The 14,220-nt window shown below is 47.2% G+C and carries 12 protein-coding genes; 9 read left to right on the forward strand and 3 right to left on the reverse strand.

What is annotated here, in order from left to right; translation table 11 throughout:
- Positions 1-29: 29 nt before the first annotated feature.
- The gene (locus tag AC4EHB_RS14040) at positions 30-284 is read right to left on the reverse strand and encodes a hypothetical protein (protein WP_490976129.1); all 255 of its coding nucleotides are present in this window, start codon (positions 282-284) and stop codon (positions 30-32) included.
- Positions 281-1,438, reverse strand: a complete 1,158-nt coding sequence (locus AC4EHB_RS14045; RefSeq protein WP_490976128.1) for a class I SAM-dependent methyltransferase — start codon at positions 1,436-1,438, stop codon at positions 281-283. Before AC4EHB_RS14045 ends, AC4EHB_RS14040 begins: the two co-directional genes overlap by 4 nt.
- A gap of 166 nt (positions 1,439-1,604) precedes the next feature.
- Between AC4EHB_RS14045 and AC4EHB_RS14050 the strand changes: the two genes are divergently transcribed.
- The 7 genes from AC4EHB_RS14050 to AC4EHB_RS14080 all read left to right on the forward strand — a co-directional run bounded on the left by AC4EHB_RS14050 (position 1,605) and on the right by AC4EHB_RS14080 (position 11,380).
- On the forward strand, positions 1,605-3,248 hold the full coding sequence (locus AC4EHB_RS14050; protein WP_490981882.1) for an AMP-binding protein: 1,644 nt from the start codon (positions 1,605-1,607) through the stop codon (positions 3,246-3,248).
- Positions 3,249-3,571: 323 nt separating this feature from the next.
- Positions 3,572-4,180 (forward strand): hypothetical protein, encoded by a 609-nt coding sequence (locus AC4EHB_RS14055; RefSeq protein ID WP_490981883.1) that lies wholly within the window; start codon positions 3,572-3,574, stop codon positions 4,178-4,180.
- Positions 4,181-4,643: 463 nt separating this feature from the next.
- Positions 4,644-6,365, forward strand: coding sequence for a thiol reductant ABC exporter subunit CydD (cydD, locus tag AC4EHB_RS14060; protein ID WP_490981884.1), 1,722 nt, complete (start codon positions 4,644-4,646; stop codon positions 6,363-6,365).
- Positions 6,362-8,068, forward strand: coding sequence for a thiol reductant ABC exporter subunit CydC (gene cydC / locus AC4EHB_RS14065; protein ID WP_490981885.1), 1,707 nt, complete (start codon positions 6,362-6,364; stop codon positions 8,066-8,068). The genes cydD and cydC overlap by 4 nt, the downstream gene beginning before the upstream one ends.
- 469 nt (positions 8,069-8,537) lie before the next feature.
- The gene (gene desA, locus AC4EHB_RS14070; protein ID WP_490976123.1) at positions 8,538-9,554 is read left to right on the forward strand and encodes a Delta(5) desaturase DesA; all 1,017 of its coding nucleotides are present in this window, start codon (positions 8,538-8,540) and stop codon (positions 9,552-9,554) included.
- Between the two features lie 93 nt (positions 9,555-9,647).
- A complete protein-coding gene (locus AC4EHB_RS14075; RefSeq protein WP_490976122.1) occupies positions 9,648-10,784 on the forward strand; it encodes a sensor histidine kinase in 1,137 nt (378 codons plus the stop codon).
- Positions 10,781-11,380, forward strand: a complete 600-nt coding sequence (locus AC4EHB_RS14080; protein ID WP_490976121.1) for a response regulator — start codon at positions 10,781-10,783, stop codon at positions 11,378-11,380. Before AC4EHB_RS14075 ends, AC4EHB_RS14080 begins: the two co-directional genes overlap by 4 nt.
- 35 nt (positions 11,381-11,415) lie before the next feature.
- Here the strand turns inward: AC4EHB_RS14080 and AC4EHB_RS14085 are convergent, their stop codons facing one another.
- Entirely contained in the window at positions 11,416-11,781 is a 366-nt protein-coding gene (locus AC4EHB_RS14085) for a DUF2188 domain-containing protein (RefSeq protein ID WP_490976120.1), read from the reverse strand.
- Positions 11,782-11,892: 111 nt separating this feature from the next.
- On the opposite strand from AC4EHB_RS14085, the gene putP reads away from it, so the two are divergent.
- Both putP and AC4EHB_RS14095 read left to right on the forward strand, forming a co-directional pair.
- Positions 11,893-13,383: a sodium/proline symporter PutP gene (putP, locus tag AC4EHB_RS14090; protein WP_490976119.1), complete on the forward strand. Its 1,491-nt coding sequence runs from the start codon at positions 11,893-11,895 to the stop codon at positions 13,381-13,383.
- A 105-nt stretch (positions 13,384-13,488) separates the two neighbouring features.
- Positions 13,489-14,211, forward strand: a complete 723-nt coding sequence (locus tag AC4EHB_RS14095) for a VOC family protein (protein ID WP_490981886.1) — start codon at positions 13,489-13,491, stop codon at positions 14,209-14,211.
- The last annotated feature ends 9 nt before the right edge of the window (positions 14,212-14,220 follow it).

The raw sequence follows: 14,220 nt of genomic DNA on the forward strand, positions 1-14,220 counted from the left end.
TTTCCACAAATGGAAGGCGGTTTTTGCGTTTACAGACCCAAGACGAAAAATGCCAGAAAGATGGTGAGTACGACGATTGTATTGGTAATCGCCGCGGTACGTTTGGAAACCGGTTCGTCAAGTGACGGGACCCGGTCAACTACTTTCATCAAGACGAAAATAAGGGCAGCGGTGAGCAATAAAGTCACCAAGAGATTCATATCATATACCCGGACATCGATAAAGCGGATCAAGACGACCGAGAAGGCGAGGACCATGCCGTTGACAAGATTTTTCCGTTTCATAAGAGCTCCTTTAATTCGTTTTCAAGAAAAGGTGTTGCGGAAAGCAGTCCAGTAAATTCCTTGTAACGCTGGAATTGGCCGGCCGCCGGTTTGCGTCCAGTTTTATAGGCACGGATCAAAATGTTCTTCGGGGTATGCTCAATATCGATAAACTCCATCAATTGCGTTTCATAGCCGACAAGCGACAGCAGTTCTGCGCGGATGGAATCAGTCGCTAGTGCGCTGAACCGCTCTTTGATCAAGCCGTGCTGGAGCATAAGCCCGAGTTCCGGCGCGTCGATTTGGCTGTTCAGTTCATGTTGGCAGCAAGGGACGCTTAAGATGACTTTGGCGTTCCACTTCACGGCACGCGATAAGGCCATATCCGTAGCCACATCGCAAGCGTGCAGCGTGACAACCATGTCCACAGCCGATTCCTCGTTGTAATCGTTGATGTCGCCGACCAAAAACTCAAGCTGGCTGTATGAAAGATCGTCGGCGATGCGCTGGCATTCTTCAATGACTTCCTTTTTCAAGTCAAGTCCGGTGACACGCAGGTCGAGCCCTTTTTCAACACGCAAATAATGATACAAGGCAAACGTCAAATACGATTTTCCGGAACCGAAATCGAGAATCCGCACCGCCCGGTCTTTTGGAAGGTGGTCAAGCGCATCATCGATAAACTCGATAAAGCGGTTGATTTGGCGGAACTTATCGTATTTTTGTTTTTTTACGGTGCCATCCGGGTTTTGGACGCCGAGGCGCACCAGGAATGGATAAGGGGTGCCGTCCTCAAGCAAATAGTGTTTTTTGCGGTTATGTGAAAGCTCAGCGGATTTTTCCGCCGTCCCTTCAGCTTTCCAGGAAACTTTGAACTTTTTCGACAATTGAAGTTGCACTTTTTCTGCCGTGAACTGTAAGAGTCCTTGCCGAAAATCTTCGAACAAAGATTCAAGTTTCGTTGCCGCTTCATCCACAGACAGGTTTTCATGCTTCAATATATGTTCATACTGATATTCGAATTGGATGAAGTATTGATTTTTGATTTCCACAGGCTTCAGTTTAATGCGTTTGATGTCATTTGATTTTAAGCGCGGCTGGCTGATTGTGCCGGCTACCAATTCTCTCCGGCTGATGCGGACTGACAATTGTTCGTTCATAGTTTGGATGTCCATTAGATTTCCTTTCGTTGCACATAATGCTTCCATTTTATCATGGCTGGCTGGAAAAGGGCGATTGGAGCGTTCAGCAAAGAGAGGGTTCCGCCAATCACATAATTTGGAATTTTGTGATAAAATCAGAAGTGGATTGAGAACGTTTACATAAAGGGGGAGTATGGAAATGGTTATTTTACAAAAGACGGTCGGCCAAGTCGTGCGCGAGCAAGCAGCGCTGCATCCTGACACAGAGGCGTATGTATATCCGGAGCATGGCATCCGGAAAACCTATAGGGAATTCGACGAAGAAACGGACCGCCTCGCAAAGGCATTCATGGGAATCGGCATCAGCAAAGGGGAGCACATTGCCATCTGGTCGGATAATAAGCGGCAATGGCTGCTGAGCCAATTTGCAACGGGCAAGATGGGCGGCGTACTTGTGACTGTCAACACAAGCTACCAGGCGAGTGAATTGGAATATTTGCTGAAGCAATCCGATGCGACGACCTTGATTTTAGGGGAAGAATTTAAAGGCTCGAATTATATCGACATTCTGAACACCGTATGCCCGGAGCTGAAGAAGGCTGAGAAAGGAGCAGTAGAGTGCAGCCGGCTGCCCCATTTCAAACGGGTCATCGTCATGTCCGAAAGGGGCTATCCCGGAATTTATACCTGGAGTGAGTTTGAAGCTTTCGCGAGCGGCGTTTCAGATGAAGAACTGAAAAGCCGATTCGAGTCGATGGAGCCGGATGACGTCATCAATATCCAATACACTTCCGGTACGACAGGCTTTCCAAAAGGTGTCATGCTGACGCACTTGAACGTCGTCAACAATGGAAAACTAGTCGGCGATACGATGAACCTGACTGAGAAAGATCGTCTGTGCATTCCGGTTCCATTCTTCCATTGCTTTGGCTGCGTTCTTGGAACGATGGCAGCGGTGACACACTCATCCACAATGGTCATTGCCGAACAATTTGAACCGAAAAAAGTGCTGCAGATGGTCCAGGATGAAAAATGCACGGCCCTTCACGGCGTACCGACGATGTTCATTGCCGAGCTCAACCATCCTGATTTTGAATCGTTTGATACCTCTTCCCTGCGTACAGGCATTATGGCCGGTTCGCCGTGCCCGATTGAAGTAATGAAGAAAGTGATCAGCGATATGGGAGCATCGGAAATCACCATTGCCTACGGCCAGACCGAGTCATCTCCAGTCATTACGCAGACGCGGGCTGACGATGACATCGAAAAACGGGTGGCGACTGTAGGCAAGCCTCATGCAGAAGTCGAAGTGAAGATTATCGATCCGGCAAGCGGCGAGAGCGTGACTGCCGGCGTCCCGGGAGAGCTTTGCACGAGAGGCTACCATATTATGAAAGGCTATTACCACAATGAGGAAGCGACCCGCAATGCCATCGACAGCGATGGGTGGCTACATACGGGCGATGTCGCAGTTGAAGACGAGGACGGTTATATTGCCATAACCGGACGCATGAAAGACATGGTCATCCGGGGAGGCGAGAACATTTACCCACGCGAAATCGAAGAATTCCTTTACCGCCATCCGGCTATCCAGGATGTCCAAGTCGTAGGGGTGCCGGATCAGAAGTACGGAGAAGAGCTGATGGCGTGGATCATCCTCAAGGAAGGCGAAAAACTTGATGCTGAGGAGCTGCGAGAATATTGCAGCGGCAAAATTTCCCGCCATAAGATACCGCGCTACTTTGAATTCACGAAGGATTATCCGATGACAGCATCCGGCAAAATCCAGAAATTCAAGCTGCGGGAGCAAGCGGCTGAACTCAGTCGGAGAACAGGAGTGTGAATTTGAGCAGGAAAACGGGAGAGCATTTCCGGGTTTTCCTGCTTTTTTAATTCAGATAGGAAAGGTCGTTGTTTAAAGAAAGCTAAGTCGGGGGTAAACAATATTTAAGGAAAGCAAAGAATTCGCATATTTTGGTTTATCAGGCGGACTCGGCTAGGGTCTGCCTGTAATTATTCTAGTGGACAAAGGAGCTGGAGGCTGTGGAATGGCTCAGCTTATTATTTGTAATCGGTTTTGTATTTATACATATATTTTCAAAGAAGTTGAAGCTCATGAAAGTCTTGCCGCGAAGCCGATTTCTGTCGATTGCGGGAGGAATATCCGTGGCTTATGTTTTTCTGCACTTGCTTCCAGAACTCGGTGTTTTTCAGGATGAGTTGGAAGGCAAAGTCGGAAATGAAGGATGGAGCTTTTTAGAAAGCCATATTTACGTGGTCGCCATGCTTGGGCTCATCATCTTTTATGGACTGGAACAGATGGTGAAATCTTCTAAGCGGCGGCAGGCTGACATCCGCGAAGAAGGGGTGGAAGCCGGAGTGTTTTGGGTTCATATCGGTTCGTTCACACTTTACAATGCCTTGATCGGCTATTTGCTGATCCGTGAACATTACGATTCTGCTTGGGGCATGCTGTTCTTTTTCATCGCAATGGGCGTCCACTTTATCACGAATGATAAAGGGCTGCGGGCGGCGCATAAAGAAGAATACGATAAATACGGACGATGGCTTCTGGCCGCTGCGATCCTGATTGGATGGGTTTTCGGCCTGTTATCGGAAGTCAGCGAATTGACGGTGTCGATTCTCACTGCGCTGCTTGCAGGCGGTATTATTCTCAACGTCATGAAAGAAGAATTGCCGGAAGATCGTGAAAGCAGTTTCGTTTCTTTTTGCTTAGGTATAATTGGTTATTCTGTTTTGTTATTGATATTATGAATAATTTACTGCTAATTAATAGCGTTCAATATTAATTTTTGATATGATTGCTTGATGAATGTATGTATAAAGAACGACTTTTCCAACTACAATGAGCTGGGGTGTTATCGGTGATTTCAAATGAAGAAAAAATAGTTTTTGAATACGAACTGAATAAGCTTAGCCATGAGTATCGGAAATGTGCCAATGACTTTGTGAAATCGCAGATCAGAGAAGATATCACATTTTTGTATGCCGTTCTTGAAAGACCGCCAGGATACGAATCCACAAAAAAATAAATCATGTTTTGAAAGCCGCTGGGATGTCCAGCGGCTTTTTTCGTGTTTTGGTGAAAAATCGGCAGTTTGTGAACGCTGCTGTAACAAAGTGGAGAATTATCTCTTAGAGCCGTGCGCGGGGAACGGCAACACAGGACAGTTGCTTTATAATAGAGGCATGGGCAATCGAAAGGGAGAATGGGACAATGGAGTTGAAACAGCTCGCATTTGAACAGAAAAAATGGATGGTTCTGCTTACGGCAGCATCAATTGCCAAAGGAGCGTCAATGGTCGGGCAAGCATTGTTTTTTGTGCTTGCCGTCAATGGCGTTTTTCTTGAAGATGCTGCGTTCGCAGAAATCACACCTTATTTATATGGGTTATTGGGCGCCATTTTGCTGCGCGCCTTCTGTGGCTACGCAATTGGCCGTGCAGGAGTCGAGTTTTCGGCTAAAGTGAAATTGAAGCTGCGCCGGCAACTGATTTCTTCGTTTGCAGCAGATCCGCTATTGGCTTCGGAGCATGGCCAGTCGGGCCGGAAAGTGAGTTTGCTCATGGACGCAGTCGATGAAGTAGACGGCTATTTCAGCAAATATATCCCACAAATGATTCAAACTTATATCATTCCGATCATGCTGCTTGCGGTCATTTTTTACCAGCATTGGATAACGGGGCTGATCATTTTAGTAACAGCACCGTTTATCCCGGTATTCATGGCGCTCGTGGGAATCCGCACAAAAGAAAAAGCGGATGAACAAATGGAAAAGCTCGGACAATTCTCAGGAACGTTTTTGGACGTTCTTCAAGGCCTCACTACATTGAAACTGATGGGACAGGCGGACCGCCAACAAGAAACCATCAAAAAGAGCAGTCTTGATTTCCGGGATTCCACGATGGAAGTGCTGAAATCCGCATTTTTGTCTTCTTTGATGCTGGAATATATTTCGATGTTGAGCATGGGAATCATCGCACTTGAAATCGGGCTGCGCCTTGTTGTATTCGACAGCCTGACTTTCTTTACAGCGTTTTTCGTCATGATTCTCGTGCCGGATTTTTTCAATATGCTGAAAGATTTCGGGAGTGCGTTCCATACTGGCAGAAGCAGTGCGGCTGCGGCTGGCGGGTTATCGGAGGAATTAACGAAAAAGACCGAACCGGTCCGCTTCGGCAACACTGAATTGGCACAAGGCCCCGGTGTGTTGGAACTGGATGATTTGGAATTCCGGTACGGCAGTGGATTTTCTCTTGGTCCCGCCACACTGCAGATTCCAGCGTTCAGCAATGTCGCTTTTATCGGTAAAAGCGGGTCGGGCAAAACAACACTGCTGCATGCGATAGCCGGTTTGCTGCCGCTGACTGGCGGCCGCCTGCTGGTGAATGGAATGGATAGGCAAAACATATCAGAGCAGTCTTGGTTCAGCCAAATGAGTTATATTTCCCAAAATCCGTATTTATTCGCCGGATCCATCAAAGAGAACATCGCTTTGGGCGCAGGAAGGAATGTGGCCGATGAAGAAATTATGGCAGCTGCAAAACAAGCGGGAATCGCTGAGATGGTCCTGTCTTTGAAACAAGGACTCGATACCCCGGTAGGCGAAGCGGGCAGAGGCTTGTCCGGAGGGGAGAAACAGCGCATCGCTTTGGCGCGTGCATTCCTAAAGCAGCCGTCCCTCATATTATTCGATGAACCGACAACTGGGCTGGACTTGAAAACCGAACGGATTTTACAAGAATCCATGGCTGAGCTCGGCAAACGGGCTACTGTATTGACCGTCGCCCACAGGCTCCACACGATCAAAAAGGCGGATATGATTATCGTTCTTGATAACGGAAAACTTGCTGGAGCCGGCTCGCATACGGAATTATTGAGTTCTGAGCCTCTGTACCGGAATATGATCGAAGCGCAACTTGGAGGTGTCCTGCAATGAGCGGATTGAAACAAATGATCCTTTTGACGCTCCGCGAAAAAAGAGATGTGACGCTCGCGGTATTCTTCGGCTTTCTGGCAGGCGTTGCAGGAGTCGCGCTTCTGGCTTCCAGCGGCTACTTGATTTCGCGTGCGGCTTTGACTTCGCAGATGACGATTTTAATCGTCATGGGTGCCTGCTTAAAACTGTTCGGATTGGCTTCTGCTTTGAGTCGCTACGCGGAAAGGTTGTTTTCCCATCGTGCAACGTTCACGATGCTCAGCAATTTGCGTTCGTCCTTTTTTGAAAAACTATCGCCGTTGGCACCAGGCATTTTTAGCCAGTACCGGAGCGGTGATTTGCTGGCGCGCATTGTCGGCGATGTTGAGAGCCTGCAGAATTTTCTGCTGCGCGTCCTGTACCCGCCAATTGTACTGCTTCTTGTATTTCTCAGCACGATTTTCTTTAGCGCCTTTTTCTCTATTGGAATCGCAGCGGTCATTGCTATCGGTGCATTCTTGACGGTTTTTGCGGTGCCGGCGTTCTTTGCACTGCGGCAACGGACTATCAATAATGCTGCACGGGCAAGCCGCGCTGCGCTTTCAACAGAATCGGCCGAGCTGTTATATGGCTTTCGCGATTTGAAGATCCACCAACGGCTTGAACAAAAGCAACAGCAGCTAGAGGATTTCTCAGGTCATTATGGAGGCCAGCAGCGCAAAGAGGGGCTTGAAGAAAACCTGAGCCAGTCGGTGAATGGATTGGTTGCACTCCTCGCGTCATTTTTTGTACTGGGCCTCGGCGCGTATTTTGTAGCGGCAGGCGAATTGGATGGTTTATACCTCGCCATGCTGGTGATGATTTCGTTGGGGGCATTTGAGAATGTCTCGCCGATGGCGGCATTTCCGGCTCATTTCGAAGAAAACCGCAAAGCGGCCAGCCGTCTGAATGAAGTTGCGCCAGCCGCGCCCGTCTTGAAAGGGACAGAGCCGCCGCCGGAATGGCCGTTTGATCTCACATTGGACAACATTAACTTCACTTACAGGGGGGAAGAACGCGCGGCTTTAAGTGGCATCTCACTGCAAATTTCGCCGGGTACGAAAACAGCAATCGTGGGCCCGAGCGGTTCAGGTAAGTCGACGCTTCTTCAGCTCCTATTGAATATCTTAGAGCCGGACGAAGGAACGATTCGCCTTGGCGGACGTGCGCTTGGAAAACTAGACCAAGAAGAAGTATGGAAAAGCATGAATGTCGTGCTCCAGGAAAACCATTTCTTTTTTGGGACGATTAAGAGCAACTTGCTGATTGCCAATGAATCGGCGTCCGATGGACAATTGGAATCGGCGCTGTCGCAGGTTCAGCTGGATGAATTGGCGCTGTCGATGAAAGTCGGAGAAAAGGGGCAAAACTTATCGGGCGGCCAAAAGCAACGCTTGGCTATTGCCCGGGCAATAATTCGGAAAAAGCCGCTCTGGCTGCTTGATGAACCGGTTTCATCGGTAGACAGCGTCACTGCCCAAGCCATTTATTCGGAACTTTTCAGCCGCGGCAAAGGCGAGTCTTTCATCGTCGTGAGCCACGATTTAGCTGCCCTTAGCCAGATGGATCAGATCATTGTCATGGACAACGGAAGGATTGTTGAAAGCGGGACATATAGCGACTTGATGCGGAAAAAAGCTTATTTCTATGAATTGAAACAAATTGAAAGGGATGTTTTTGCCTGAAAAAGGCATGCCGCGTGTGACCAGCGGCATGCCTTTTCCTTATTTCTGAAACAAATTCCGATCTTTTTGCTCCTGTTCCCATTTCATCTTTTCAAATTCTCAGCGCAGCTTCTCAGTTTCCAGGATGAAATTTTCGTGTTTAATTTTTTTGAGTTCCTGCTCTTCCCCGATTCATTGATTTTTCATTTCGGCGTGTTTGAGCCAGTAGGAACCGATACTAGCGACTAGAGGGATTGAAAAGATTATGATGATTGTTAGCGTGCCGGTCACGGAAAACTCCTTTTTCCAATATTTCTTCTTAGCCCAAGTGGAATGCATTTGCAAAAAAGCAGAAAGTCAGATTTGCGAAATACATGACAAGTGTCATGTAGGAAACAGGCGTTTATGACTTATTTGTCAGGTGCAGAATCTTTATGATTAGGATAATAAGTTATCCAGCCGCTTGAGCATGGATAGTAGGAGGAAGAATATGAGCAGAGAAAAAACAGCACAATTGCGAAAATTCATCGCCCCTTTTGAAGGGTCAGACGTAAAAGCAAGTGTACGTCAAATAATGAACACCATTCCGCCATTCATCATTTCATGGGTTTTGGCTTACTTGACATTGGATATCTCGATTTGGTTGACAGTCGGATTCTCAGCTATCGCGGCCGGATTCGTTATCCGCACATTCATCATTTTCCATGACTGCACACACGGATCATTCTTCAAAAACAAAAAAGCGAACGCTGTAGTCGGTACGATTACGGGCATTCTGACGCTTTTCGCTTATGAAAAATGGAAACGCGAGCACTCTATCCACCATGCTTCAAGCGGAAACCTCGACAAACGCGGCGTCGGCGATATTTGGGTCATGACAATCGAAGAGTACGTCGAAGCTTCAAAGTGGGTACGTTTCAAGTACCGCATGTACCGCAACCCATTGGTAATGTTCGGTATTGGACCACTATTCCTAGTCTTAATTTCCAGCCGTTTCAACCGCAAAGATGCACGCAAAAAAGAACGCAATAACACGTATTTGATCAACATCTCCCTAGTCGTTATCTACTCATTGCTTATCTGGGCAATCGGTTGGCAGGCATTTGTGATCGTTCAAGGATTAACAATGTTTATTGCAGGAGCATTGGGCATTTGGTTGTTCTATGTACAGCACACATTCGAAGATTCGTATTTTGAAGATGAAAGCGAATGGGATTACGTGAAAGCGGCTGTAGAAGGAAGTTCATATTACAAACTTCCAAAAGTGCTTCAATGGGTAACTGGCAACATCGGTTTCCATCATGTGCACCATCTAAGCCCGCGTGTTCCGAACTACAATTTGGAAAAAGCGCATGAATCCACTCCGCCGCTTCAACAAGCGACAACAATTACAATCAAATCAAGCCTTAAATCATTGCGCTTTAAATTATATGATGCAAAAAACAAAACATTTGTCACTTTCGGTGACATCAAGCATTTGCTGAACGAAAACAAAATTGCAGCTTAATCACTTAAAGAAAAAACCATTCTGATGAATGGTTTTTTCTTTTTTCCATTATTTGATATGATAAAGAATAATAGTGAATCGAGGGGCGAGATTATGCAAAGCTGGTACCAAATATTTCCGAAAAACCCATGGCTCAGCTTATATGCCTGGGTAATCTTCTGTATCTTGCCATTCTTTTTCATCTTTCGTTCTTCATCGCCGCTGGAAATTACATTGGGGATCCTGTTGTTAGGGTTGTTCTTTTTGTCGTATCGGCTGTCATTCAACTCGAAAACCGGATTCATGTATGTGTGGATTGGCGCTGAAATAGCGATTAACATTGGCATGATCTTTATGTTCGGTTATGTGTATCTGGCTATTTTCCTGGCGTTTTTTGTCGGCAATATCCGTAACAAAGTCGGATTCTTCATTGTTTACGGCATTCATATCGGGACCACCATCCTGGCGGTGACAATCGGGATTATACTACACGAAGCGCTCTACACCGCTCAATTGCCCTTTATTGTTTTGAGTATTTTGGGGATTATCCTGCTGCCATTCAACACCTACAACCGTCATAAGCGTGAAAAGCTGGAAGGCCAGTTGGAAGATGCCAACAAACGGATTTCCCAATTGATTGTCATCGAAGAGCGTGAGCGGATAGCCCGCGACCTGCACGATACGCTTGGGCAGAAACTGTCGCTTATTGGGCTCAAAAGTGATCTTGCCGGAAAGTTGATGCAGCGGAATCCCGAAGCTGCGATGAATGAAATCAATGATATCCGCCAAACTGCGCGAACAGCTTTGAAAGAAGTGCGAGAACTGGTATCGGGTATGCGGGGCACGAAGCTTGAAGACGAGTTGCTGCGGATCCAGCAGATCCTGAAAGCGGCAGATATCGATTTTGTATTGCACGGAAATTCCAAGCTTCACAACACGCCGCCATTGGTGGAGAATGTCCTGAGCATGTGTCTGAAGGAAGCGGTGACGAATGTCGTCAAACACAGCAGCGCAAGCCGTTGCAGCATCCTGGTCAAGCAGAATGCGCAAGAAATCCTGGTGCAGGTCCAGGATGACGGCGTCGGCATCGAAGGCGCTCATTGGAACCATGGAAATGGCATCGCCGGAATGCGCGAACGCCTGGAATTCGTCAATGGCAGCGTGGAAATCAAGAAGGCGGATGGCGTCACTTTGAACATCCGTGTTCCGAATGTCATTCTTTATCAGAAGCCGAAGGAGGAATTGGTGTGATACGGATCGTATTGGCAGAGGATCAGCGCATGATGCTCGGAGCGCTCGGGTCATTGCTCGACCTTGAAGAAGATATGGAAGTCGTGGGAAAAGCTACGAACGGTGAAGAGACGATTGAGCTGGTCAAAAAGCTGCAGCCCGATATCGTCATCACAGACATCGAAATGCCCGTCAAGAGCGGGCTGGATGCTGCAGAGGCGCTGAAAGACGAGCCATGCAAAATAATTATCTTGACGACGTTTGCCCGCTCCGGCTATTTTGAACGGGCACGGAAAGCAGGGGTCAGCGGCTATTTGCTGAAAGACAGCCCGAGTGAAGACTTGGCTGCCTCAATCCGTACGATTATGGAGGGGCGCCGTATTTACGCGCCGGAACTGGTCGACCTTGCATATGCGGATGCGAATCCGCTGACAGAAAGGGAAAATCAGGTCATGGAATTGATTGCAGAAGGCAGAAGCACCAAAGAGATTGCAAAAGAATTGTTTATCACCACTGGCACTGTTCGAAATTACATTTCAACGATTTTGGATAAGCTGGAAGTAGGGAACCGCATCGAAGCCATTTCCCGTTTCAAGGAAAAGGGCTGGTTTAAATAAGAAATCCGCTGCCTATGAAGGCAGCGGATTTTTCGTTAGGTTTCGTATAATTTCTCTTCGAGGGAACCATCTTTCGTATAAATGTGCAGTTCACCGTGGTGCTTGTTGGCGTATCGTTTCGCTTCGCCCATCAGGTCCTCTTTGGTGTCTTCGATCAAAAGCGCCTTTTTACTGTCTTTTTTCTTAAGCTGCCAACCTTCGTCATGAGCCCTGATCTCAAAAACAACCTTCTCTTCTCCGCCTTCGACGCTCTTCCGTGCCTGGTCCATGGCAATCGGAATCGCGCGTCCTTCTTCGTAGCCTTCTCTTAAAAGGGCGTTCGCTATTTCAATGGCTTTGTTCCGCACATCGGCATTCAAGTTTTTGAATGAATCCGGGTAATCGTTTTTATCCCACGGCATGGCTATCGCCTCCTTGGCTATAATTTCCCCATTTTCAGCAACGTCAAAACAAAATTCTGCTGTTAATAAATTTAGAAAATGATAAACTATAGACGAAAGGAGAGATGGAATATGTCAGATACTACGTATCAAATCATTGCTTTGGCTATTTATATGGCTCTAATGCTGTGGATCGGTTATTATTCTTACAAAAAGACAGTGAATTTGACAGATTACATGCTTGGCGGACGCGGCCTTGGCGCAGCGGTCGGTGCTTTGAGCGCCGGCGCGGCAGACATGTCTGGATGGCTTTTGATGGGCTTGCCCGGTGCCATCTATGTCAGCGGTCTAGTGGAAGGGTGGATTGCCATTGGCCTAGTTATAGGTGCTTACTTAAATTGGTTTTTCGTTGCTCCACGACTGCGAATTTATTCATTCGTTACAAGCGATTCAATCACGATTCCGAGTTTTCTTGAAAACCGCCTGAAAGACACTTCGCGTTTGCTGCGGATTGTTTCAGGCATCATCATTCTTGTGTTCTTCACGTTTTACGTGTCGTCCGGAATGGTTGCAGGAGGAGTTTTCTTTGAGAGTTCTTTCGGCCTTGACTACCACCTTGGCCTGCTGATCGTCTCAGGGGTTGTCGTTGCCTATACTTTGTTCGGAGGGTTTCTAGCAGTTAGCTACACGGACTTTGTACAGGGCTTAATGATGTTCCTGGCACTGATTGCGGTTCCGATCATCGGCGTTTTCAAAACAGGCGGCTTTGCGGAAACGGCGGATACAATCCGCTCGGTGGATCCGGCAATGCTCAGTCTGACAGGCGCGTCGCTTATCGGAATCATTTCTGCTGCTGCTTGGGGGCTGGGTTATTTCGGCCAGCCGCATATCATCGTCCGTTTTATGGCAATTGGTTCTTTGAAAGAAGTTCGACAGGCTCGCCGCATCGGTATCAGCTGGATGATTTTAAGCTTAATCGGCGCTGTTTCGACTGCTTTAGTCGGTATTGCGTATTTCCAACAAAACCCGGATGCAACATTGGTTGATCCGGAAGGCGTCTTCATCGTCTTGGGCCAAATTTTCTTCCATCCATTGATTGCCGGCTTTATGCTGGCCGCCGTACTTGCGGCAATCATGAGCACTATTTCTTCCCAGTTGATTGTAACTTCTTCTGCATTAGTAGAAGATTTATACAAAATCGCTTTTAAGAAAGTCGCTTCTGATAAAAAATACGTTTTATTGGGCCGTCTTGCGGTCTTAGCCATCTCCTTAATAGCAGGTTTCCTTGCTTGGGAGCAGAATAACACGATATTGGATTTGGTTGCTTATGCATGGGCCGGATTTGGAGCCGCGTTCGGGCCGATTATCCTGTTATCATTATTCTGGCGCAAGCTGACTACATGGGGCGCACTTTCCGGAATGATTGTCGGAGCCTTGACCGTTATTATTTGGGATATGCTAGATGCGGAATTTGCCGTTAATCTATATGAAATTATTCCAGGATTCTTCTTGTGTGCTATTGTTGCAGTCGCTGTAAGTTTGGCGACATACAAAGAAAATGCTGAAATTGATGAAGAATTCAATGAAACTGAACGCCTTATCAAAGAAAAACCTGTTAAATAATAATATTTGCAAAGCTCCAGCCTTTATAAAAGAAGGCTGGAGCTTTTGTTTTCTTTTGATTTTTGGATATAGTTTTAAGAAGGATAATGAAAAAGAGGTGGAACAATGTTTTTAGATCATATTGTGCATTTTACGAGGAGTGAGCCTACAAAAGCTGTCGAAGCATGGGAGTCTTACGGTTTCCATGCTGCGCCCGGTGGACAGCATATCCAGTGGGGCACCCACAACGCGCTGTTTTATATGAAGGATTGCTACATCGAATGGCTTGCGCTGGCGGATCGTTCGGTTGCCGAGCGGGCCGACCATCCGTTGACAAAACTGCTGTTGCATGACGGGGAAGGGTTCGGGACGATTTGCTTAAGGACTGATGATATTGTCAGCCTAAACAAGCGGCTCCGGGAAGAAGGATTTGAAACGACAGGCGTATTGGATGCGGAACGCAAAACTGGAACCGGAGAAACCATCCGTTGGAAAATGCTCTTTATCGAACAAGAAGTTTCAGACGCTTTTCCGGCCCCGTTTTTCATCGAGTGGCAGCAAAGCGACAGGGAGCGGTATGAAGCATTGCGGGAAAGGAATGCCATCAGATCTGCCAATGAAAAGCTCCATGTCGAAGTTTGTATTTTCGGTGTTCATGATGTTCCGGAAAGCGAGAGGCTGTTCCGCAAAATCCTGCAAGGCAAGCTGAAAGCGGCGAATTGCCGCTTTGAGTTCCGTGAAACAGCAAGCAACAAAGAACGCTTGGAAGAAGTGCGCCTTGTCGGTGGCACAAAACGCATCGTTTTTGAAGAAGGGGTTTATTGCGTTCCGGAGAACGGGAATATATGATAAGAGAAG

Source organism: Planococcus sp. TJ-302 (assembly GCF_058268455.1).